The organism is Polaribacter septentrionalilitoris (assembly GCF_009832745.1).
Classification (GTDB): domain Bacteria; phylum Bacteroidota; class Bacteroidia; order Flavobacteriales; family Flavobacteriaceae; genus Polaribacter; species Polaribacter septentrionalilitoris.
The window spans coordinates 512,255-534,211 of sequence record NZ_VRMJ01000041.1; the positions used below are offsets into that span (position 1 = coordinate 512,255).

At 29.0% G+C, this 21,957-nt stretch carries 21 protein-coding genes; 5 read left to right on the forward strand and 16 right to left on the reverse strand.

Going from position 1 to position 21,957, the window contains the following annotated elements; genetic code table 11:
• Positions 1-60: 60 nt before the first annotated feature.
• Positions 61-1,200 (forward strand): response regulator, encoded by a 1,140-nt coding sequence (locus FP421_RS12330; RefSeq protein ID WP_159951042.1) that lies wholly within the window; start codon positions 61-63, stop codon positions 1,198-1,200.
• Between the two features lie 66 nt (positions 1,201-1,266).
• Positions 1,267-1,671 (forward strand): hypothetical protein, encoded by a 405-nt coding sequence (locus FP421_RS12335; RefSeq protein ID WP_159951044.1) that lies wholly within the window; start codon positions 1,267-1,269, stop codon positions 1,669-1,671.
• 13 nt (positions 1,672-1,684) lie between these two features.
• Here the strand turns inward: FP421_RS12335 and FP421_RS12340 are convergent, their stop codons facing one another.
• The 6 genes from FP421_RS12340 to FP421_RS12365 all read right to left on the reverse strand — a co-directional run bounded on the left by FP421_RS12340 (position 1,685) and on the right by FP421_RS12365 (position 7,600).
• Positions 1,685-2,038, reverse strand: coding sequence for a hypothetical protein (locus FP421_RS12340; RefSeq protein ID WP_159951046.1), 354 nt, complete (start codon positions 2,036-2,038; stop codon positions 1,685-1,687).
• Positions 2,039-4,105: a fibronectin type III domain-containing protein gene (locus FP421_RS12345; protein WP_159951048.1), complete on the reverse strand. Its 2,067-nt coding sequence runs from the start codon at positions 4,103-4,105 to the stop codon at positions 2,039-2,041.
• A gap of 10 nt (positions 4,106-4,115) precedes the next feature.
• On the reverse strand, positions 4,116-5,510 hold the full coding sequence (gene mnmE / locus FP421_RS12350) for a tRNA uridine-5-carboxymethylaminomethyl(34) synthesis GTPase MnmE (protein ID WP_159951050.1): 1,395 nt from the start codon (positions 5,508-5,510) through the stop codon (positions 4,116-4,118).
• A gap of 85 nt (positions 5,511-5,595) precedes the next feature.
• Entirely contained in the window at positions 5,596-5,901 is a 306-nt protein-coding gene (locus FP421_RS12355; protein ID WP_159951052.1) for a hypothetical protein, read from the reverse strand.
• Positions 5,902-6,187: 286 nt separating this feature from the next.
• On the reverse strand, positions 6,188-7,063 hold the full coding sequence (locus tag FP421_RS12360) for a mechanosensitive ion channel family protein (protein WP_159951054.1): 876 nt from the start codon (positions 7,061-7,063) through the stop codon (positions 6,188-6,190).
• Between the two features lie 36 nt (positions 7,064-7,099).
• A complete protein-coding gene (locus FP421_RS12365) occupies positions 7,100-7,600 on the reverse strand; it encodes a Dps family protein (protein WP_159951056.1) in 501 nt (166 codons plus the stop codon).
• A gap of 265 nt (positions 7,601-7,865) precedes the next feature.
• On the opposite strand from FP421_RS12365, the gene FP421_RS12370 reads away from it, so the two are divergent.
• Positions 7,866-8,204: a DUF4870 domain-containing protein gene (locus FP421_RS12370; RefSeq protein ID WP_159951058.1), complete on the forward strand. Its 339-nt coding sequence runs from the start codon at positions 7,866-7,868 to the stop codon at positions 8,202-8,204.
• A 173-nt stretch (positions 8,205-8,377) separates the two neighbouring features.
• Here the strand turns inward: FP421_RS12370 and FP421_RS12375 are convergent, their stop codons facing one another.
• The 4 genes from FP421_RS12375 to FP421_RS12390 are packed head-to-tail and all read right to left on the reverse strand — an operon-like array spanning position 8,378 to position 12,419.
• Positions 8,378-8,809, reverse strand: coding sequence for a DUF4268 domain-containing protein (locus tag FP421_RS12375; RefSeq protein ID WP_159951060.1), 432 nt, complete (start codon positions 8,807-8,809; stop codon positions 8,378-8,380).
• Positions 8,809-9,390 (reverse strand): tRNA-(ms[2]io[6]A)-hydroxylase, encoded by a 582-nt coding sequence (gene miaE / locus FP421_RS12380; RefSeq protein WP_159951062.1) that lies wholly within the window; start codon positions 9,388-9,390, stop codon positions 8,809-8,811. The genes FP421_RS12375 and miaE overlap by 1 nt, the downstream gene beginning before the upstream one ends.
• Positions 9,384-11,585: a SulP family inorganic anion transporter gene (locus tag FP421_RS12385; RefSeq protein WP_159951064.1), complete on the reverse strand. Its 2,202-nt coding sequence runs from the start codon at positions 11,583-11,585 to the stop codon at positions 9,384-9,386. Before FP421_RS12385 ends, miaE begins: the two co-directional genes overlap by 7 nt.
• Positions 11,586-12,419: a universal stress protein gene (locus FP421_RS12390; RefSeq protein ID WP_236548107.1), complete on the reverse strand. Its 834-nt coding sequence runs from the start codon at positions 12,417-12,419 to the stop codon at positions 11,586-11,588.
• A gap of 129 nt (positions 12,420-12,548) precedes the next feature.
• Between FP421_RS12390 and FP421_RS12395 the strand changes: the two genes are divergently transcribed.
• Complete coding sequence (locus FP421_RS12395) at positions 12,549-14,393, forward strand: cation:proton antiporter (protein WP_159951066.1); 1,845 nt, start codon at positions 12,549-12,551, stop codon at positions 14,391-14,393.
• Here the strand turns inward: FP421_RS12395 and dnaX are convergent.
• A complete protein-coding gene (gene dnaX / locus FP421_RS12400) occupies positions 14,369-16,057 on the reverse strand; it encodes a DNA polymerase III subunit gamma/tau (protein ID WP_159951068.1) in 1,689 nt (562 codons plus the stop codon). The two genes, FP421_RS12395 and dnaX, sit on opposite strands and share 25 nt — an antisense overlap.
• A 223-nt stretch (positions 16,058-16,280) precedes the next feature.
• Between dnaX and msrA the strand changes: the two genes are divergently transcribed.
• Complete coding sequence (msrA, locus tag FP421_RS12405; RefSeq protein ID WP_159951070.1) at positions 16,281-16,931, forward strand: peptide-methionine (S)-S-oxide reductase MsrA; 651 nt, start codon at positions 16,281-16,283, stop codon at positions 16,929-16,931.
• A gap of 4 nt (positions 16,932-16,935) precedes the next feature.
• Here msrA and FP421_RS12410 read toward each other — a convergent pair whose 3' ends face one another.
• The 5 genes from FP421_RS12410 to FP421_RS12430 form a co-directional block, all read right to left on the reverse strand.
• Complete coding sequence (locus FP421_RS12410) at positions 16,936-17,577, reverse strand: alpha/beta hydrolase (RefSeq protein ID WP_159951072.1); 642 nt, start codon at positions 17,575-17,577, stop codon at positions 16,936-16,938.
• 20 nt (positions 17,578-17,597) lie between these two features.
• Complete coding sequence (locus tag FP421_RS12415) at positions 17,598-17,915, reverse strand: hypothetical protein (protein ID WP_159951074.1); 318 nt, start codon at positions 17,913-17,915, stop codon at positions 17,598-17,600.
• 6 nt (positions 17,916-17,921) lie between these two features.
• Positions 17,922-19,178, reverse strand: coding sequence for a dihydroorotase (locus tag FP421_RS12420; protein WP_201288843.1), 1,257 nt, complete (start codon positions 19,176-19,178; stop codon positions 17,922-17,924).
• Positions 19,175-21,127, reverse strand: coding sequence for a BatA domain-containing protein (locus FP421_RS12425; protein WP_159951078.1), 1,953 nt, complete (start codon positions 21,125-21,127; stop codon positions 19,175-19,177). The genes FP421_RS12420 and FP421_RS12425 overlap by 4 nt, the downstream gene beginning before the upstream one ends.
• Positions 21,128-21,192: 65 nt before the next feature.
• Positions 21,193-21,957, reverse strand: a complete 765-nt coding sequence (locus FP421_RS12430) for a TIGR02757 family protein (RefSeq protein WP_159951080.1) — start codon at positions 21,955-21,957, stop codon at positions 21,193-21,195.

The window sequence follows — 21,957 nt, forward strand, 5'->3', positions numbered from 1 at the left end:
AAAGAAAGGTTAACTAAATTACTTTTGTATTAAAGTTTTAACCAAACAAATTATATGATTATGAAAATATTAGCAATTGATGACCAGAAATTAGTGTTAATTCCATTAGAGTTAAAATTAAAAGAATTAGGTTACGAAGTATTCACAGAAACAGATGCAATAAAAGGTATTGAATTATTTGATTCTTTACAACCAGATTTGGTAATTGTAGATATAAACATGCCTACTATTTCTGGGTTAGATGTGGTTAAACATATAAAAAAATCTGAAAAACCAGACACACCTATTATGATTTTGTCTGGTAATACAGAAGATGATATGATTACTCAAGGTTTTGAGTTGGGTGTAAATGATTATATGAAGAAACCGTTAAGCTTAACAGAGGTTTGTTTAAGAACAAAAAAATTAATTGGTGTTCCAGAAATTGAAGCTACCCAAACAAAATACAATGATACTATTATTCAAGAAAGATGTGTTGGTGTTGTGATACCTTGTTATAACGAAGAAAAAAGATTATTTAGTAAAGAGTTTACAGATTATATAGGTAAATATTCTGGATATCATCTTTGCTTTGTAAATGATGGAAGCACAGACAATACTTTAGAAGTTTTGAATAACTTAAGAAAAGGACGCGAAGACTTTATTACAGTGTATGACTGTGAAAAAAATGGAGGTAAAGCAGAAGCGGTTAGACAAGGAATGTTATATATGTCTAAACAAGAAGATCTTGATTTTATTGGCTTTTTAGATGCAGATTTATCTACAGATTTGGCAGATTTTGATGACTTAGTTAAAACTATTGAAAATTCAAATTACAAAATTGTAAGCGGATCAAGAATTAGTAGAATGGGGGCTAATATTACAAAGGAGTCTGCTAGGAAAATAATTAGCATGACTATTAATTATATTATTAGAAAAATATTAAAAATGGATTTCAAAGACACACAATGTGGTGCTAAGATATTTCATAAAGATGTAATTGATATTTCTTTTGGAGAAAAGTTTGTAACACAATGGATTTTTGATGTTGAAATATTTAGAAGAATAACCCTTCATTTCGGATTAGAAAAAGCAAAACAAATATTATGCGAACAGCCTCTTAAAAGGTGGATTCATGCAGATGGTTCTAAGTTGTCAATGAAAGATTCTGTAAAAATAGTTGGGCAGCTAGCTCAAATTGCATGGCATTACAGATCATAAAATTTTCAAATAATATTAATTTTGATTGTAAACAGAAATAAATTAGATGTTTTTAAGTAAATAAGTATGAAAAAGGGATTAATTATAGTGTTTGGTAAAGATGATGTAGAGTTTGAAAATACAATAATATTCAATTTACTATACAATCAAAAAGTAACTATATGTTTGGTAAATAATGGAAACTGTGGTAAAGTATATGATTTGTTATATCGTCTAAAAGAAAACTCGAAATCTGAAATTTTAATACTAAGCTTAAAAAAGGAAAAACCTTTGTCTTTAGCAGCTAAAGCAGGCGTGAGGAGCTTAGTAAATAAAGAGAATTATGAGGCTATTATTTACACAGAACCTAAAAATATTAGTCATGAAAATTATAATAATAATTTTATAGAAGTTTTTAACAAGCATTTAAAAAAACGAAAAGACAAAAGAGTTTTACTTAGAACTTTGTATGCTATAGATGAGTTAAAATAACTTGTTAAAATCTTTAATTTAAAATCTCATTTTTAATCCGAAAGCAATTTTCTGTACCTAAGAATGCTGGATTTCCAAATTCTTCTGTCCAAGTACCTTCTAGAATATCTTTTGTAAGACACTTGTAAATCACTTTTCCTTTAAAAAATTCTCCTTCAATACTTTTGTAATAAAAGTTGATTACTAAAATATTATTCTTAAAAAAGCCAGTTCCAAATTGTTCTTGAGTATTGTTGATGAGCCATTTAGCATTGATGGTATTATCATCAATTAAGCTTAGAAAAAGCTCACCTTTGTAGGTGTTCTCAGAATCATCTTGGTTGGTGCCTAGAATAGCGTAATGGCCTACAAAATCAATTATTTTCACTTACTTAATGATCTCTATAAATAAGTCAGACTTATTATTAATATTTCTCATAAAACTTTCTCTTTTCATACCGCTAGAGATTGAAATTATTTCTTTTTCATGATTTTCAAAAATTATTAAAGGGTAGCCTTTAGTTTCAAATGTATTAACTAGGTTACTTGTTACATTAAAAAATACAGCCTCTTTTTTATGTTTGCTTTCATCATCAATTGACCAATTTGGGTTGTTATTTGTGCCAAAAATAGTTGATCCATCAGAACTCATTCTAAACGAAGTTACTGGGTTTTGATAGTTTTGAATAGAAGAAAAATTATTGGAGGAGTAAATTTTGTTATTGTTATGATTTACAATAATATTTTTAGTTGAATTGAATTCCATTTCTTTTTGAGATGTGTATGATAGCGGAATATTAACTGAAGAATTTAAAATTGTTAAAAAACCATCATTATTAATCTCATAAAGAATGCTGCTAGATTCTTTTGGATGCCCAAGCAAAAACTGATTATTTTGAATTTCAATAATATTATAATTATAGGACGATTGATGTTCTGAAAAATGAGACTTCTTATCAATTAAATTCAATTTACTTCCATTTCTTGAGAACGTATAGATATCATCCCCATCAATTAAAATCCAAAATCCAGATTTGGTATAGAGAAAGTCATTAATACTAAAATAATGTACAGATTTTAGGTTGTATTTAAATTCTAATGAGTTTGCATCATAAACATAAAGTTCACCTCCTTGATCTAAAAATATTTCTTCACCATAATTTGAATTATAAAATTGAATAGCTAGGTTTGTATATGTGTTAGATGGTTCTGATGAAATAGTTTCTAATGAATTTGTTTTGTAATTAAATTTTCTGATTTTAAAAGTATTGTCAGCATCAGTATCTCCATAAAAATAAACAAAAGGTTTGCTTGGATGAATAGTAAATGATTGTACTTTATTGATGTTGATTATTTCATTTCTTGTAAAATTAACTTCACGAGAAACAGTTAAATCATCATGGTAATCATATGTTTTATTTCCAAAAATATCATAAACATTAATTTTATAAAATGGTTTTTCTAAATAAGGAGGATTTGTATCAATAAAACTCGTAGTGTTAATATCTGTAATCTTTGCAACAACAACATTTTGCTTCCCATAACCTGAAATATTTGGAGCAAAATTTGAATAAGAAATTTCGTAATGAGAAAAGTAAGGCATTGAGCTTTTACCCCAACTAAAATGAATAGAATTATTTGTAATCTGTGGTTGATTTAAATGTACAGGATCAGCTTCTAAACTATGCGTTTGTAAACTTAAAATACTACTTTCTCCTAAAATACCAGTTGTAATATTTATTCTTAAAAAATAGCATAAATTTTCTTCAGCAGGAGGTGTTAAATCTGTAAAGTTAGTCTCATTTATATTTGTAATAGTTTTGATGAGGGTAGCGTTGCTTTTATCACAATTATTACCAAAAGTTCGATAAATCTCGTAAGAAGTAAAGGTGTTTTTATCTTTATAGGGATCCCAAGTGTAGCTTATTAAATTTCTGTATTCTTCTGATGTATTTCGAATAAATGATTCTGATACCCTGTCTATTATCTTAGGTGTGTAGGGTTTTAGGTAGGCAGTAACAACATCTATTGTGCCATCTGAGTCAGCGTCTAGCTTTAATTTAAAGACTAAATTACTTTTGTCTAATTGAGTTACAACGAGTTCTTCAGTTTGATTTGTTTGGTCTCTAATAGTAATGATACCATTGTTTAGATTCCATTCTAAATTATTATCAATAGTATTACAATCATTATCAATATAAACTGTTTCAGTATATATTCCATTTTTATTAAAAGTAAAGTGTTCTCTACCACATTCTATATAATTAATGGGGTAGTCTATTCGATTATTTTCAAACTTTAAACTAAATATAGCCCAAGTTCCAATTAAATCATCAGACGATAAATTTTGAAGAGCATTTGAATAAAATAATGAGTCGATGTCAAAATCGTCATCATTACTACACGCAGTAAAAAGTATAAATAAAGAAAGAATAGTTAAGAGTTTTATCTTCATAATTTGATAATTACTTTCCGATACAAAAATTAGAAAAAATGTGCCCTAAGATGTCTTTATCCACATCATAATCTCCAGTAATTGCACCTAAATGTCGCAAACATTCACGAATATCAATGGAAAATAAATCCGTAGATATCTCTAAATCAATTCCTTGTTGTACAGAATTGATAGCAGTTAAGGCATTATTTAGAGCTTCAAAATGACGAGAATTGGTAACAATCGTTTCGTTATTGCTTAACGCACCAATGTTTACCAAAGAAGTCAATTCGTTTTTTAATTCTTCGATACCAGATTTTTCTTTTGCTGATAGTAAAATTAAATCTTCAATTTCTGATTGTAAAATAGATGAATCATGGCAAGATAAAGTATCCACCTTATTGGCTATTACCAACAGCCTTTTATTAGGAAAACGCTTTTTGATGATTTTAATTTCCTCTAAAAAGTCTTCACTAGAATGTATGTATTTATTGGCATCAATTAAGAAAATAATTAACTGTGCATTTTCTGCTTTTTCATATGCTTTTTGGATTCCAATACTTTCTACAATATCTACAGTTTCTCTAATTCCTGCTGTATCAATAAATCGAAATGCAACACCATCAATGATTAATTCATCTTCGATAGCATCTCTAGTGGTACCAGCAATATCAGAAACAATGGCTTTTTCTTCATTTAGCAAAGCATTTAACAAAGTAGATTTTCCAACATTAGGTTCTCCAATAATGGCAACCGGAATTCCGTTTTTCATGGCATTTCCAAAAGAGAAAGAGTCAATCAATCGTTTTAAAACAAATGTGATTTTTGCTACCAACTCTTTAAATTGTGTTCTATCTGCAAACTCAACATCTTCTCCAGAAAAATCGAGTTCTAACTCAATTAAAGCTGCAAAATCTAACAATTTTGCACGAAGTTCTTTGAGTTCATTTGTAATTCCACCTCGCATTTGCTGAATTGCCATTTGATGACTTGCTGCAGAGTTAGAAGCAATAACATCTGCTACAGCTTCTGCTTGAGATAAATCCATTTTACCATTTAAAAAAGCACGCATGGTAAATTCACCATTATCAGCCATTCTACAACCGTTTTGTAAAAACAATTGAATAATTTCTTGCTGTATAAAACTACTACCATGACAAGAAATTTCTATTACATTTTCACCAGTATACGAATTAGGATTTTTAAAAACGGATACTAAAACTTCATCTAAAATGATACCTTTATCTATAATATGACCTAAATGTATAGTGTGGGTTTTCTGATTTTTTAGTGATTTCTCTTTTTTAACGGATTTAAAAAAAGCATCAACAATAGTAATTGCTTTTTCACCAGAAAGTCTAATTACAGAAATTGCACCAACTCCAGCAGGAGTAGCCAAGGCAATAATAGTATCGTTTTGAATCATTTTGCAAAAATACACAAAGATTTTATGAGAAAAGAAAAAGCCCAACACATTGTGTTGAGCTATAGAATTTAATTGCAATTAACTATTAAAAAATATCGTAATTTGTGATGGTAATATCTATTTTTTCTCCATTAGATAATGCTACAACATAAGTACCTTCATTTTTAATTCTTTCATTTAAATCGTTAGAATACATTGTTTTATCAAGTTTGTTCCAAACTTTTTCTACACTTAAATTTTTATTTTTTGAAATAATTACAATACCACTTTTACTTAATGTAAAATTTAAATCTGTTTCATCAGGTTTTTTGTAATTAAAGGTTACTTTTTTATCATACATTACATCATGATCATAATCTAATTCAATAGTTTTACTTACGTGAGTGGGCATGTAAATAATATCTTGATTTATTTTGTATTTATCCTTAGGGTCTAATATTACGGGTGTATATTCTTCTGTAATTTCGTGATGTTTTACAGTGTATTTTTCATCTCCTTCTGTTTTTACTTCATACTTGTCATATTCGCTGATAGTTCATTTATCTGATATATCTGGATTTCCTATTTGTGCAAATGCGGTTGTTGCAGTTATTAATAATGAGAATATTGTTAGTTTAAAATTTTTCATAATCTATGTTTTAAAGGTTAATATTATTTTTCTAAATTATATTAGTATCCTAATTCTGGGATATTTTTTCTTTTGCAAGACTTTTTACGTTTAATTTATTATTGAACTCTAGAGTTCTTATTGGGAATGGAATACTAATTCCTTCCTTATCAAATGCTTTTTTAATTTCTATAATAGCGTTACTTTTTGCTTTTAATTTCTGAAGAGCATTTTTAGAATCTACCCAAAATCTGCACAAAAAGTTAATGGAACTGTCACCAAATTCTGTGTAATAGAACTCAACATTTTTACCAATTTCTCTTTGGTTAAAATTTTCTTGAATCACATTTTTTGTCAATTCTTCTACTTTCTCTAAATCGGCACTATATTCAATTCCACATTCTATAGCAATCCTCATTTTAGTGGTTAGAGAGTAGTTTTTAAAAGGGTTTTCAATAATAGTTTTATTAGGTATTACTACTGTATTGTTGTCTGCTTCACGAATAACAAAATAATTTAAATTAATGTCTATAACTTCTCCTGCATAACCATTAGTCTCTACCCAATTTCCTATATTTAAGTTTTTTCTAAAAGAAAGTACTACTCCAGAAATTGTATTAGAAAGGGTTCCTTGTAAAGCCAAACCAATAACAATACCTGATACACCAGCAGCAGAAATAATTGTTTTCAACGTATCGTCAAACTTTAAGATGGTCATAGCAAAATACAATCCAACTAAGAAGATTATGGCAGAAGATAGTCTAGAAACCAAATTCTTCACAGATTCTTGCTGTATTCTTTTTCCAATGATTTTATTTACAAAAGAATTGATGGCTCCTGAAGCAAAATAAGCTACAATCATTACCACTGTTGCAATTGCAATGTTGGGTAAGTTGGTTATAAATATCTCTTTCCAGGCTTCTAATTTATTTATTATTTTATTCATTTTAATGGATATGGTTGGTGATTCTTATTTTGATTTCTATTTAATAAAACTACTGTCTAACTGATCTTTGGTGTCTTTAGACCAAGCATTCAACATCCAAGTTGTTTTTTCAAGTTCTCTTATGTAGGCTCCCATTAAATCAATAGTACCCTCATCTTTAGCATTGTCAGCTCTATCAACAACTTTACCTAACTGTTCTAAAATAATTCTATGATCTTCTACTATTTCACTTACCATTTCTTTATCTGTTAATAATGGTGAAGATTCTTTAATTTTAGAGACTTCTATATAATCAGATAATTTACTGATAGGGTGATACTTTAAAGTGATAATTCGTTCTGCAACTTCATCAATTTTTGTTTTGGTATCATTGTACATTTCTTCGAACTTATTGTGTAAGTCAAAGAAATTTTTACCTAAAATGTTCCAATGAAAATTTCTTAATTTTTGATAATACACATGATAATCTGCGAGTAACACGTTTAATTCTGATACAATTGGTAATACTTTTTTGTCGTCTATGTTTAAATAATCCATAATTTTATATATTGTTTTTTTGTTCAATACAAATGTATTATCAAAGTAAAGCTTGTTTTAACTCATATAATTTTGATGTTTGCTCATTTACATAATTCTGTGTTTTTTTACTACTTTTGATGAAAAATTTGTCAAAAAGAGCATTTTTTTGTGCTTTTTAGTCGATTTAGTTGTTTTTTCACTTAAAATTTATTTTTAATAGGTTAAAGATGTAACAAACAAGAATTTTGAGCGTCAAATAATTACACAACCAAACCAAAAAAAAATGAAAGAAGACAAACAACTATTAGTAATTACACATTTAACGCAGTTATTAGATTTTGTAACTGGTATTGGAGGCTTTATTGTACCTCTGGTTTTATGGCTTACCAAAAAGGATGAAATTGTTGATATGGATGCCCATGGAAAAGCAATCATTAACTTTAGAATTTCAATGTTTATATACATATTAATCTGTATTCCGTTAATCTTATTATTAGGATTAGGAATTATAGGATTAATTGCAATCGGTATTTTTTACCTTATATTTCCAATCATAAATGCTATTAAGGCAAGTAATAACGAAGCGCCAAATTATCCGTTTTCAATTCAGTTTATCAAATAGAAAAAGAAAATAACAAATTTAAAATCGCTCTTTAGGGCGATTTTTTTATGGGCGTTTCCTTTCAGGTCAGGCTTTACGCACTCGCTTTTTTTTCATTCTTCAAAAAAGAGCTCAAACAAACGCTACAATCCTTAACGCAGGCGTATTTACTAATTTTTAGATTTAAAGAAGAGTTATATATTTTTAATAATGTCTTCGTATTCGAAGTAGAAGAGTTCAAACTTAGACATTGTTTCAACAAAAAACTCATAACAATCTCTCCATGTATTCTTATTATGAATGCTAAATTTTCCTTCAAAAGGAACATAAACTCTATGGATTATTTTGCCATTGTTCAGTAGATAAGCATAATCAAAAATAACCTCAGGAATTTCTGTTTCAAGTAATGCCTTTAAAGAAAGTATTTGATCGTAATAGAGTAGGTTTGCTACCTCATCAGGATTTTCAATATCTAAACATACAGCTGCTTTTTTTCTATCAGCCACAAACTTAAATGATAGTCCTTTTACTTTTGTATTGTATAACAACCATTTTCTTGGAAATGATTTACCAAAACTTGTCCAGAATTCTTTTCTAAGTTTAGCAGCTTCTTCCTTAGAGAACATTATCCGTGAATTTTAGCCAACTTTCCACGTTCACGCATCATTTCAGCTTCAAAAGCCAATAGGTCATTCAATTTTTTATCTACAATTTCTCTATCTTGATATTCGCGAGCAAATTGTAAAAAAGTGGTGTAGTGGTTTGCCTCAGAAATCATTAAGTTTTTATAAAAGGTAGACAGCTCTTTGTCTTCCATGTTTTCAGAAAAAACTTTAAAACGCTCACAACTTCTGGCTTCTATTAAAGCAGCAACTAATAAACGCTGAATTAAAGCATTAGTTCTATCTTTTGTTTTTGGAAAAAACTTTTGCAATCTTACTGCATAATCGTTCTTTTGTTCACGTCCCAAAACCATTCCACGTTTTACCATTAATAAATGTACCATTTTAAAATGTTGCATTTCTTCTATGGCAATGTTGCTCATCTCTTTGACTAACTCAGTCTCTTCTGAATAATTTATGATAATTGAAACTGCATTAGAAGCAGCTTTTTGTTCTAAAAAAGCATGATCTGTTAAAATCTGCTGTAAATTGTCTTTTGCAATTTCTGCCCAAGAAGTTGTTGTTTCAAATTGTAAACCTAACATATGCGTTGTATTGTTTTTTGAAGTCCTATACCAAAATAGGCTAAAGCTTTAATCTCTTTAATACCTTTTAAGCGTCCTTTACCAATAACTAAAAGCCCATTTTCATTTGCCTCTATATGATATTGTTTGTTGCTTTCTAAGAACAAAATTAATTCATCTTTAAAAAAATCTCTAATTTTTTCTTCATTTTTTCCAGCCAAATAAAAACGTTTGCTAAAATCTGGATGTTCATCAAAATCAATATCTGTATAACCAGCAAAATCCAAAATATATTCAAAAATACCCTCTTTATCTAAAGTAAAATTTGGAATTGGTTTTAGTATATGAATATGCAACATGGTAGCCTTAATAACTTGTTTTGCAATTAATTCACCTTCAGAAAACTGAACATCAAAAATAGTACAATCTTCATTAGACAAAACGTTAGAAACTTTTTCAATATTACGTGTTTTAAAATAGCCAAAAGAAGGGAGTTCTTCCATTTCTTGAGTTGAAAATGCATTATATTTCCAGTGCATTTCTTCGCTAATTTGTTGAATCGATTTTTGACGTTTGGTTAAAACACCTTCTGTAGATAGATTCTCTTCTGTTAGTGTTTTCCGAAGTGCAAACGGATGTTCACTACCAGATTTAGAATCGTCTAAGCCAATTACTTCAAAATGGCCGCCTTTACGTAAAAATGATGCTGAGTAGTTACTCATATTTTCCATGACAGAATGATCTACAAAATCACACAAAGAAAAATCTATGATTGCATCTTCATTTTCTGGAATTTGGTCTAGTTTAGACTTTAGTTTGGTATAGTTTAAAAAACTTGAAAAATTCTTAACGCTTACATAGTATTTGTTATCTTCTTTAAACATCAAAACATTAGGTTTTAAGGTGTTTTTTACAAATAACATAATGTCTTTGTTGATAATAATATGAATGATAAAAGTGACTAAAATTCCAACAATAATTCCTGTTATTAAACTGGTAAGAATAGTTGTTGCTAATGTGATTAAAAAGATAATCAATTGCTCTGAACCAATACGAAATACCTTTCTAATATTTTCTGGTGAGGCTAGTTTATAGCCTGTGTAGACTAAAATTGCAGCCAATGCAGACAACGGAATTTTACGTAATTCGCTTGCAAATAACAAAATGAAAAGTACTAAAAAAGTTGCATGAAAGAAGTTGGCAGACCTATTTGTACCTTTATTGTTTACATTTACAGAACTACGTGCAATAACGGTTACTACGTTTAATCCGCCTAAAAAACCACTAATTACTGTAGCTAAACCTAAAGCTCTAATATCTTTATTTACGTTAGAACGTCTTTTTAAAGGGTCTAGTTTATCAACTGCCTTAATGCTTAACAAACTTTCTATACTTGCTATTAAAGTAATGGATATAACAGCATTAATAAAATCTGATTGAAATGCTTTAGAAAAATCTGGAAATGCAAAGTTTGATAAAATATCATCAGGTAAATTAATTAGTAATTTTTTATGAATTGGATAATCAGTTACAGAAATTATATCAAAATAATAATACATACCAACACTTAAAACAACAATCCACATGGGTGCAGGAATCAATTTAAAATATCGATTTCTAATTTTGTTGTAAAAAATCATTAAAAGTAAACTTACAATACCAACAAAACCAGCATAAAACATACTTTTATTGTCTGTTTTAATTAGGTTTATGATTCCTTCTGGAATCTGAATAAGTAATTGAATAATACTGCCTTTTGCTTCTAGGTTTCCAAGCATAACATGAATTTGTTTTGCAAAAATACCTATACCAATAGCAGCTAACATTCCTTGTATTGCTGAGGCAGGAAAAAAATCTCCAAGAGATCCCATTCTTAGAAAACCAAGAATTATCATTATTATTCCAGAAATAACAATGGCTGCTAAAGTGTACAAAAAGCCTTGTTGCATATCTCCATTACCAAGTGTTGTAATAGCTGCAAGAATTACAACTACCAAACCATTTCCAGGTCCAGTAATGGTAACATTAGAACCTCCAATTAAAGAAACCACAATACCACCAACAATGGCAGCAATAATTCCCGAAATTGGTGGAGCACCAGAGGCTAATGCTAATCCCAATCCTAGAGGAAGTGCAATTAAAGAAACCACAAAACCAGAAAATAGATTTTTTGGAATATCACTTAAAAAGTGTTGAAACGTATTTTTCTTTCCCATCTATTTTACAATTAAAACATCTGTTGGTAATTCTGATAAAATATATTCAATATCATGTGGGAAAATTCTATCAAAAAAACCAAGTTTGTTAGGTGCATTCATTATTAATAAATCAGCTCTTTTTACTCTAGCATAATGGCCAATAGAGTAACCTCTAGTTCCAAAAATACTTTGTGTCTTTACGGTAATATTTTGAGAATCTATATTTTCTAAAATATGACGTACACGTTGGTCTTCTCTATTTTTTAAGCGTTCTTTTGTAATATTTGCTTTTCGTAAAGTTGTGTCATCGTTTACTTTTACATGTAATTCACTCTGACTTACTTCTTCTACAATTGTAATTTTACTAGACTTTAAGTATTTAGATACAACAAATGCAGTTTTAATAGTTTCCTCAGTTCTATCATCCTTTAAACCATTTACTACAATATGTTTACACGGAACTCTTACTACAGATGGTTTTATCAATAAAAGCACAGAACAAGGAGCTTTTCTAGTAATTTTTCTAGCAATAGAACCAACATAATATTTTAGTAAATTTTCTCTTTGAATAGCTCCTAAAATCAATAAATCTATATTTTCATTAGTAGCTGTTTTTAAAATAATATCTACAGGTTTGCCTACTTCCCAAATGGTTTTTATTGGTTTGTTAAGAGGTTCACATTCAGATAGAAGTTGAGTTAATTGAGTTGTTTTTTGATCGGATTTAGCACCTACATGAACACCAACTAATTCAGCGTTAAACATATTAGAAAGCCTAACAGCTTCAAAAAGGTTAGGTTTTAAGTTTGGAGAAAAAGCAATACCAATTAAAATTTTATGAATTTTTTGCAAGAAAAAGCTTTAAAAGTTACGTTGTCGGCACAATATAGGAAACTTTAGAAGAAAGAAAAAAACTACAAATTTTATTTTCAAGATACATAAACATCCTTAAATTTACTTTTTAATCCTTTAATTAAAAATATGTTAGAATTAGCAGGAATTATCATTTTAGGAATATTGGCACAATGGGTGGCTTGGAAGTTTAAAATTCCAGCTATTTTGCCTTTAATCTTAATTGGGTTATTGGTTGGCCCTATTGCAGCTGAATTTTTAAGTGAAGATGGAGCAAAATGGATTGAGCCAATTTGGAACGGTGAAAAAGGGTTATTTCCTGGAGAAGGTCTTTATTATTTTGTTTCATTAGCCATAAGTATTGTGCTTTTTGAAGGAGGTTTAACACTAAAGAGAAGTGAAATTAAAAATGTGGGTCCTGTCATAACAAAGTTAATCACATTGGGTTCTGCTGTTACTTTTTTTGGAGCTGGTATTGTTGCGCATTATATTTTTGATTTAGGTTGGGAATTGTCTTTTCTTTTTGCAGGCTTAATCATTGTAACTGGTCCAACAGTAATTACACCAATTTTAAGAAACATTCCTTTAAAGAAAGATATTTCTACCGTTTTAAAGTGGGAGGGAATTTTGATAGATCCAATAGGGGCTTTAGTTGCGGTATTGGTTTTTGAATTTATTAGTGTTGGTGGTGGTGGTGGTTTTACCAAAACTGCATTAATTGAGTTTGGTAAAATATTACTTTTTGGAACAACTTTTGGGTTTACTTTTGCCCATGCTTTAGCATATGCAATCAATAAAAAATTAATTCCTCATTACCTGTTAAATGTAGTTTCTTTATCCACAGTTTTATTGGTTTTTGTAGAGTCAGAAGTTTTTGCCCATGAATCTGGTTTACTAGCAGTTGTGGTTATGGGGATGGTTTTAGGAAACGGAAAACTTAATAATTTAAAAGAACTCTTGTATTTTAAAGAATCTTTGAGTGTTTTATTAATCTCAATTCTCTTTATATTATTGTCTGCAAATATTGATATTGAAGATTTATTATTGTTATATACTTGGAAAACAGCAGCCTTATTTGCTGTAGTTGTTTTTGTGATTAGACCATTAGCGGTTTTTCTAAGTACAAGAAATTCAAAATTAAAATTTAACGAGAAATTATTTATAAGTTGGGTTGGTCCTCGAGGAATTGTAGCTGCAGGTATTGCTTCATTATTTGGAAGTAAGCTCTTAAAACAAGGAGTAGAAGGTGCAGAGTATATTACACCATTGGTATTTATGATTGTGTTAGGAACAGTTTTGTTAAACGCTACAACCGCAAGATTTTTTGCAAAACTTGTAGGTGTTTTTCTTAAAAGTTCTGATGCAATTCTATTTGTTGGAGCCTCTAATCCTGCAAGACTAATAGCAGGTTATTTGAGAGATAAAGGTAAGAGAGTAATTCTTATAGATGCTAATAAAAACTTTATTCAACAAGCTTTAGATGATGATTTAGAAGCGATTAGAGCAGATGTGTATGATGATGAATTGACAGATAATATAGAATTAAATGATGTAGGATATTTAATCGCTATGACAGGAAGTGATGCCGTAAATAATCATGCCTTAAAACGATTTACTAAAGATTTTGGAGAACATGGAGCATATAAGTTAGCATCCTCTATGCAGTTGTTAGAATCATCAAATGAAGATAAGGAATGGTTTTTTACACCAAATGATGATTACATTAACTTGAGTGAAGCATACAGAGAAAATCCAGAGATTATTGATGTTGACATTGAAAACGAAAATGAATACACTAAAATTTTAGACATCTTATCTAAGGAAGAAAAATCAATTCCTTTGTTTATTGAAAAAGAAAAAGGAATTTATTTGATATCAGAATTTGAAAAAACAGATAAGAAAAAAGAAAAATTAAAGTTGTCTTATTTAGGTAAAAACATTGGTGATGCTTACAAATCTAGTTCAAAAGTCTGACGTAGTTTTTCTAATAAAGGATTTTTCTCTTTCAGTTTATTAAACTTTTCTTGAGGAGTATATGCAAATTTTTTCTCAACAGTTTCATTAAGGTTGATCATAACATCAATACCGTAATTGTTAAGTTTTTCTCTTAAAAATTGTAATAATTTAGGTCTTCCTTTATGAAATTGATCTTTCATCAATTTATTAGGTACTGTAAATAAAATTTTAAATTTACCTTCTAATTTTGGTATGTCAGTAGCCACAATTGAAGCCATACTTCTTTGACCTTTTTTCTGAAGTACATTAGCATATTCTTTCCAAAGTTTTTGTAATTGTTCTTCTGTAAAAGAATCTTTAGGATGATTGTCAAAATTCTCTTCAATATCTGTTTTTTTGACTTCCTTTTTCTGATGGATACTTTTTAAAGATAAAGAAGAGCCTCTTCTTTGAGCAGTTTTTAAAACGGGTTTTACAAGTTTTGGTTTGGGCTCTGCAACTTTTTCAGGTTCAGAAATTGTAACTTTTGGTTGTGTTGGTTTTTTTATCTCTTTTGCTGCAGGAGAAAGTGCTTGAAAAAAAGTTGCTGGAATTATGTAGTTAGCTGACTTTTTTTTTTCTCCATCAAAAGTGATAGAGGCAATTTGCATTAGCGTTAGTTCGACCAACAATCGTTGATTTTTACTGGCTCTATAATTCAAGTCGCAATCATTTGCTTTATTTATGGCTTGCATCAAAAAAGGAATACTTGCTTTTGTAGCTTGGGTTAAGTATTTCTTTTTGGCATTGTCACCAACTTCTAGCAAATCTATGGTCGATTTATCTTTGGCAACCAAAATATCTCTAAAATGACTTGCTAAACCGTTGATAAAATGATGTCCTTCAAAACCTTTTCCTAAAATGGTATTGAATGCATTTAAGACTTCAGGGATTTTATTTTCAAGCAATAAATCTGTCATGTTAAAATACGTGTCGTAATCTAAAACATTAAGATTTTCTGTAACAGCTTCTCTTGTTAAATTATTTCCAGAAAAACTAACAACTCTATCAAAAATAGATAACGCATCACGCATTGCACCATCTGCTTTTTGCGCAATAATATGCAGGGCATCATCTTCAGCAGTTATTTTTTCCTTTTCACAAATTACTTTCAAATAATTTTTAGCATCTAAAACTCCAATTCTTTTAAAATCAAAAATTTGACAACGTGATAAGATTGTAGGAATAATTTTGTGCTTTTCAGTAGTTGCTAAAATAAAGATAGCATGAGCTGGTGGCTCTTCTAAAGTCTTTAAAAAAGCATTAAAAGCCGCTTGAGAAAGCATGTGAACCTCATCTATAATATAAACTTTGTATTTTCCTGTTTGAGGCGGAATACGAACTTGATCTGTTAAGTTTCTAATATCATCAACAGAATTGTTAGAAGCAGCATCTAATTCAAAAATATTGAATGCAAAATCTTCATCTTCAGAGTATTCAGTATCTTGCTGATTGATTTTCTTAGCTAAAATTCTAGCACAAGAAGTTTTTCCTACACCACGTGGACCTGTAAATAATAAAGCTTGAGCTAAATGATTGTTTTTTATAGCATTTTCTAAGGTATTCGTAATGGCTTGTTGCCCAACAACATCCTCAAAATTTTGAGGTCGGTATTTACGTGCTGATACTATAAAATGCTCCATAATTAGTTAAAATGCTTAACAAAAGTAAGATTCTATTAAGATTTCTGCAACCTCAATTCTTAACAAATTGCTAAAGTTGTAAACAAGTTGTAAATTATAAGAAATTGTTACGTCTAAACAAGTATCGAAATTATTAATTTCGCATTAAAAGTTCTGAAAATTGTACTGAGAATTGGTTTTGTTATTCTTGGTGCAATTTTCTATAATGATTAAATTTAAACAAATGACATTTTTAAAATCAATATTTACAATTGCCTTTTCATTATTATTAATTTCTTGTTTTGGTTTTTCTGATAAAAAAGATTCAAAATCATCAGTAGCTTATAAGATGAATGCAGAAACTGAGGTTGCTTATTTTGCAAGTGGATGTTTTTGGTGTGTTGAGGCTATTTTTGAGAGCGTCAAAGGAGTTGAAGAAGCGGTTTCTGGTTATGCAGGTGGTACTACTAAAAATCCTACATATCAATCTATAGGAACAGGGAAAACTGGTCATGCTGAAGCTGTTGCTGTATATTATAACCCTAAAATTGTGAGTTTTGAAACTTTAGTAAAAGTGTTTTTTGGTTCACATAATCCTACAACTGTAAATGGTCAACACCCAGATTATGGTTCTCAATATAGATCTATTGCATTTTATACTAATAATGATGAAAAACAAATCATAAAAAAAGCGATTCAAAAATTAAACAAAGATGTTTATGGTGGAAAGATAGTGACAGAAGTAACAGAACTAAAAAAGTTTTACAAAGCTGAAGAATATCATCAAGATTTTGAAAGAAGAAACCCAAATCAAGGTTATGTTAAGGCAGTTTCTGTCCCTAGATTGAATCGTTTTAAAAAGAAGTTTCCTGAGTTATTAAAAGAAAATCATTAAAAAATTATAACCTTTCTTCTAGCCACTTTTTAAAACTAAAAAAGTTTTGAGGAGCAACTCCATGACCAACAGGGTATTCTGAATACACATTAGTTAATCCTAAGTTGTCTAAAAATGGTTTTGAATTTCTTGCCCAAGCTACAGGTAAAACTTGATCTACAGTTCCATGAGAGCAATAATAGTCTGTTTTAATATCTTTTGATATGGTTTCTGGTAACAAATCGTTATTAATATATCCGCTTAAAGCTACAACATAGTTTACTTTATTAGGGTGAAAAAAGCTTAAAGAGTAACTTAAAATAGCGCCTTGACTAAATCCTAATAAAAAAGTTTTTTCAGGATTAGTTCGATACTTTTCTTTTATTTGATCAATAAAATTTGAGATTTTCTCGAGAGAAACTTTTGCTTCTTCTAAATCTGAAAATTTACCATTAATATCATCAAAATTTATAGAATACCAAGCATAACTATCAAAACCAAGTGAAAGTGGAGCTTGAGCACTGATGATTAAAAAATCATCAGGCAATTCATCTGCAAAAGAAAATAAATCTTTTTCGTTGCTACCATAACCATGCAATAAAACCAATAAAGGTGGGTTTTCAATTGTTTTTTTTGGTTGTCTTATTAGGTATTGTAAATCACTCATTTAAAAAATCTACTTTAAATTTAAATACTTCTGAACCAATCTTGAAAATAGGAACCAATCACTGGAAATTCTTTTTCTTCACATTTTATTGAGCTGATTAAAGACATCAGCCATAAAGCAAAAAATGCAATCCAAACTAACCAACCACCTAGAAAACTGTATAAAAAAGTTCCGTAAATAAAATACATAAGATTAAAACCAATCATTTGTCTTACGTAAAAACTTGCAAAATAGTTCCTTTTGTTTAGATTCAGTACATAAGAAATTACTAATCCAACAATCAAGAAGTGACTTATAATTGCTATGGTTCTTCCTTCTTTTGCGGTATAGTTCTGCATCAGTTATTAGTTTAAAATAAGCTGATTATTTGCAAATATTCCATAAACTTTCCCTTTTAAGTTTTTGTTTAAAAAGGCGCTGTTTTTTGAAGTTGATAATATATTTTCTTTTGAAAAAGTAAGTTCACCTTCAGTTGTAAATAATGAAATATCAGCTGTATTATTTTCTTGGATAGAGTTGTGTTCTAAACCAAATATTTTTTTAGGATTCGAGGTTATTGGTGCGATGTAGTCTTCAATATCAAAAATTGAATTTAATGCAGAAAAAGCGCTCTCTAAACCAATTGTTCCGTCTTTTGCTTGACTAAATTCTACTTTTTTATCTTCTATATCTATTGGATTATGATCACTTGTAATCACATCAATAATTCCAGATTTTACTCCCTTTTGTAAAGCTTTAAGATCTGTTTTTGTTCTTAGAGGTGGATTCACTTTAAAGCTACTGTCAAATCCATGCAATTCATCATCAGATAAAACTAAATTATGAATTGCAACACTACAGGTTACCTGTAAACCTTTCTTTTTAGCCTCTTTAATCAATTCTAGAGATTTTGCCGTAGAAATTGTAGGAATGTGTAGTTTTCCACCAGTATATTCTAATAAATACAAATCTCTAGCGATTTGAATGTGTTCTGCTAAAGCAGGAGTTCCTTTTAAGCCTAATCTTGTGCTGTTAACTCCTTCGTTAGCAATTCCTTCACCAGCAATAGAGTTGTTTTTAGGAAAACTCATAACCAAACCATTAAAATTTTGAGCGTATAAAAGCGCAATCTTCATCAAATTGTCATTTGCTATTGGTTTTTTGTAATCACCAAAAGCAATGGCTCCAGATTGGTGCATGTCATACAATTCAGCCATTTCTATACCTTTGCTTTTTTGAGTCAATGCAGGGATAGGATAGAGCTTTGTTGCAAAACCGTTAGCTTTGTTTTGTAAATACTCTACAGACGATTTATTGTCAATTATTGGATTTGTATTTGAATTTACGGCAACAGCTGTAAATCCTGATTTTGCAGCTACTGTTAAACCGTTTTTAATGGTTTCTCTTTCTTCGTAACCAGGTTCTCCAAAAGAAACACTGCTGTCAAACCAACCAGATGAAACATATAAATTTTCAAGAACAACAATATTCGTATTGTTGTTTTTAGGAATAGAATCGTCAATTTTTTTGATAATTCCGTCAATAATTAAAATGTCTTTCGTTTTAAGGTGATGAGGGCTTGAAGCGTCTATAATCGTTGCCGATTTGATAAGCGTAGTCATGTTTTGTAGAATTTTAAAATTAAAATTTCTAAAAGCAAAGATACAATTGCCAACGCTAAAAACCATTTCCAAAGCCAATGAACTTTATTTTTTTTATTCAAATTGTTGAAAACTGATGTAATTGAGTTAGAAACTGTAATGTTAGAATTTTCACTTTTAAGTTCATTTAGGTCTAAAAATGATAAAGAACTCTCTGATTTTGGATTATTAAAAGCAATAGTCTCTAAAGTGTCTTTGTTTTTTAGGATATGATAAAATCCGCTTTTTTCAGGTTTATCATTAGTAGTGATACGTACTTTGTTCTGAAATTTTCTTTGTAAAGGAATAAAAGTGCATTCTTTGCTAGCTATAGTCAGTACATCGTCTTTATTAGTAGTTATTTCTATATCTATGTTGTTTTCTTTGTGAAGCCTGTAGAAAATATCTGATTGTTTAAAGCTAGATTGTGCAAAATTATAAAATACAGGAACCACTAATGGCGAGTTTATAAAATTACTACTTTCTCTGTTTAAAGGACTAGCTATTAAAAATACATTTCCATTTTTTTTATTGAATTGTTGAATAAAAGGTTGATTATTCTCGAAAGTAAGAATAGCGTTACTTGAACTAATTTTTTTAAATGTATAATATTCGTTCACAATTGGATATTGAAAATTCTGAACTTGCTTAACAAAGACATTTTTAAGTAGTGGATGATTAAAATTAATTTTAGTGATTTTTAAACTGTCTTGTTGTTTGCTTTCAATTTTTCCGATTTGAAGTTTGCTTAACAGATTATTGTAAGATGTATTGTTTGATTTTGAATTTGGAATGATGACAATGTTACCCCCATTTTTTATAAATTCAACTAATCGATTGGATAAAATTTCTGGAATATTTTCTGCTTCAGAAAGTATAATTAAATTTTGATTTTTGATGTTATTGTAATTCACATTTTGAGTAGGGGAGAAGGTGTAGTTAAATTCCTCTTTAGTGTAAATTTTATCAAGGAAATTTAATTCATTTCCAATGGCTAAAATGTTTATTTTTTTTCGCTTTTTTAAAGTGAAGAAAAAAGTATTGTCAAAAGAAAAAGTATCGTTGTAAGTTATGTTGATTTTACCTTGAATTTCAGATTGGTTTTGTATCTTGAATTCGATAGTTTTTTTACTATCTTTATCGATAGAGAAGGACTGCTTACTAATAAGTTTTGATTTGCTAGAAATTGCAATTGGTATGTTCTTTTTTTGTGTTCCTTGGTTTTTGATAATAATGTTTATGGTGATGTCGCTAGAACTTCTTTCATTTACAAAAACGCTATCAATAGAAATGTTCTCTTTTTTTACAGTTTCAAGATTAATGGCAGAAAAAGAGGGTGTTACATTTGTAAATTCTTTTTTGTAATTATTCTGAAAATCAGAAATATAAATTAAATTACTTAAAGTTTTTATTTTATATGATTGATTTTGCTTATTCTTTAGGTAAATACTATTAAAGTTTAAAGATTTTGCGGTATTTTTTATTCTTAATAGGATGTCTTTTAGTTCTTTTTTGGTAATATTCTTATAAAAATTTGTGTTTGTTTGTAGAGAATAGATGTCATTTTCAGATGTGTTTTTTATAATTTCCTGAGCAGAAATTTGTAATAATTTTCCTTTTTCTCCTTTAGAATCTGTACTTAAGGAATTGTCTAAATAGATAAAAGTGTGAAGTTTTTCTACAGCTTTTTTATTACTTAAATATGGTTGTGAAAAAGCAAAAAGTATCGCAGAAAATAATAGTAATCTACAAGCTAAAATTAACCATTTTTTTATACGAGAACTCTTTCTTGTTTGTTGTTCTAATTGTTGTAAGAAAGCAACATTCGTAAAAGGTATTTTTACAAATTTTTGCAACTGAAAAAGGTGCACTAAAATTGGTATAATTAATAGCGCTAAAAAATATAAAATTTCAGGATTTTTAAATTGCATTTATAAAAATTAAAGTTCTAATTTATTACAAAAAAATTAAATCAGCTATACATGTTTATTACTATTTAAAACTTTTCAAAAACTCCAAGTCCAAAGAGAGCAAAATCGTATTTTACAGGATCTTCTTTATCGAGTTTTCTTAATTTTTTATCCAATTCAGAAAGAGCTTTCCAGTCGTTTTGTTTGCGTTTTAGTAATTTTAATTTTCTTGCTACATTACCAGAATGCACATCTAAAGGACAAGAAAGGTGTGCAGGGTTATGTGTTTTCCATAGTCCAAAATCTACACCGGTTTTGTTGTTTCTCACCATCCAGCGTAAAAACATATTAATGCGTTTTGCAGCTGAGTTTTTCAAAGGGTCAGAAATATGTTTCTGAGTTCTTTGTTGATGTGGAATTTCAAAAAATATTTTTTTTAGATAATGTATCGCATTCTGGTAATTGTTCTCATTATTTCTGATTTGCAATACATTCTCTAAACCTTGATGGTTTTTGTAAATATGATTTAGGGATTTTATAAATTGCTGTAAATCAATTGAATTAAACGTTCTGTGAACAAAGTTATCTAACTGTTTTAAGTCGCTTTTTTGATGGTTTGTAATAAAATCGAAAGGTGAGTTGTCTAAAACTTCCATCATTTTAGCAGCATTTTTAATAATCATTTTTCGATTTCCCCAAGAAATAGTGGCTGTTAAAAAACTCGAAATTTCGATATCTTCTTTTTTAGAAAAACGATGTGGAATCTGAATTGGGTCAGATTCTATAAACTTTGGATTGTTATATAAAACTACTTTTTCGTCTAAAAATGCTTTGAGTTCGGTTTTGTTCAT

What these genes read in the sequence shown, in the direction of transcription:
- FP421_RS12415 (WP_159951074.1), bottom strand. Translation starts at nt 17,915, where the DNA reads ATGCAGAACTATACCGCAAAAGAAGGAAGAACCATAGCAATTATAAGT.
- miaE (WP_159951062.1), bottom strand. Translation starts at nt 9,390, where the DNA reads ATGTTAGGTTTACAATTTGAAACAACAACTTCTTGGGCAGAAATTGCA.
- FP421_RS12425 (WP_159951078.1), bottom strand. Translation starts at nt 21,127, where the DNA reads ATGCAATTTAAAAATCCTGAAATTTTATATTTTTTAGCGCTATTAATT.
- msrA (WP_159951070.1), top strand. Translation starts at nt 16,281, where the DNA reads ATGACATTTTTAAAATCAATATTTACAATTGCCTTTTCATTATTATTA.
- FP421_RS12330 (WP_159951042.1), top strand. Translation starts at nt 61, where the DNA reads ATGAAAATATTAGCAATTGATGACCAGAAATTAGTGTTAATTCCATTA.
- FP421_RS12395 (WP_159951066.1), top strand. Translation starts at nt 12,549, where the DNA reads ATGTTAGAATTAGCAGGAATTATCATTTTAGGAATATTGGCACAATGG.
- FP421_RS12375 (WP_159951060.1), bottom strand. Translation starts at nt 8,809, where the DNA reads ATGTTCTCTAAGGAAGAAGCTGCTAAACTTAGAAAAGAATTCTGGACA.
- FP421_RS12370 (WP_159951058.1), top strand. Translation starts at nt 7,866, where the DNA reads ATGAAAGAAGACAAACAACTATTAGTAATTACACATTTAACGCAGTTA.
- FP421_RS12365 (WP_159951056.1), bottom strand. Translation starts at nt 7,600, where the DNA reads ATGGATTATTTAAACATAGACGACAAAAAAGTATTACCAATTGTATCA.
- FP421_RS12410 (WP_159951072.1), bottom strand. Translation starts at nt 17,577, where the DNA reads ATGAGTGATTTACAATACCTAATAAGACAACCAAAAAAAACAATTGAA.
- dnaX (WP_159951068.1), bottom strand. Translation starts at nt 16,057, where the DNA reads ATGGAGCATTTTATAGTATCAGCACGTAAATACCGACCTCAAAATTTT.
- FP421_RS12355 (WP_159951052.1), bottom strand. Translation starts at nt 5,901, where the DNA reads ATGCCCACTCACGTAAGTAAAACTATTGAATTAGATTATGATCATGAT.
- FP421_RS12360 (WP_159951054.1), bottom strand. Translation starts at nt 7,063, where the DNA reads ATGAATAAAATAATAAATAAATTAGAAGCCTGGAAAGAGATATTTATA.
- FP421_RS12430 (WP_159951080.1), bottom strand. Translation starts at nt 21,957, where the DNA reads ATGAACAAAACCGAACTCAAAGCATTTTTAGACGAAAAAGTAGTTTTA.
- mnmE (WP_159951050.1), bottom strand. Translation starts at nt 5,510, where the DNA reads ATGATTCAAAACGATACTATTATTGCCTTGGCTACTCCTGCTGGAGTT.
- FP421_RS12420 (WP_201288843.1), bottom strand. Translation starts at nt 19,178, where the DNA reads ATGACTACGCTTATCAAATCGGCAACGATTATAGACGCTTCAAGCCCT.
- FP421_RS12345 (WP_159951048.1), bottom strand. Translation starts at nt 4,105, where the DNA reads ATGAAGATAAAACTCTTAACTATTCTTTCTTTATTTATACTTTTTACT.
- FP421_RS12385 (WP_159951064.1), bottom strand. Translation starts at nt 11,585, where the DNA reads ATGGGAAAGAAAAATACGTTTCAACACTTTTTAAGTGATATTCCAAAA.
- FP421_RS12335 (WP_159951044.1), top strand. Translation starts at nt 1,267, where the DNA reads ATGAAAAAGGGATTAATTATAGTGTTTGGTAAAGATGATGTAGAGTTT.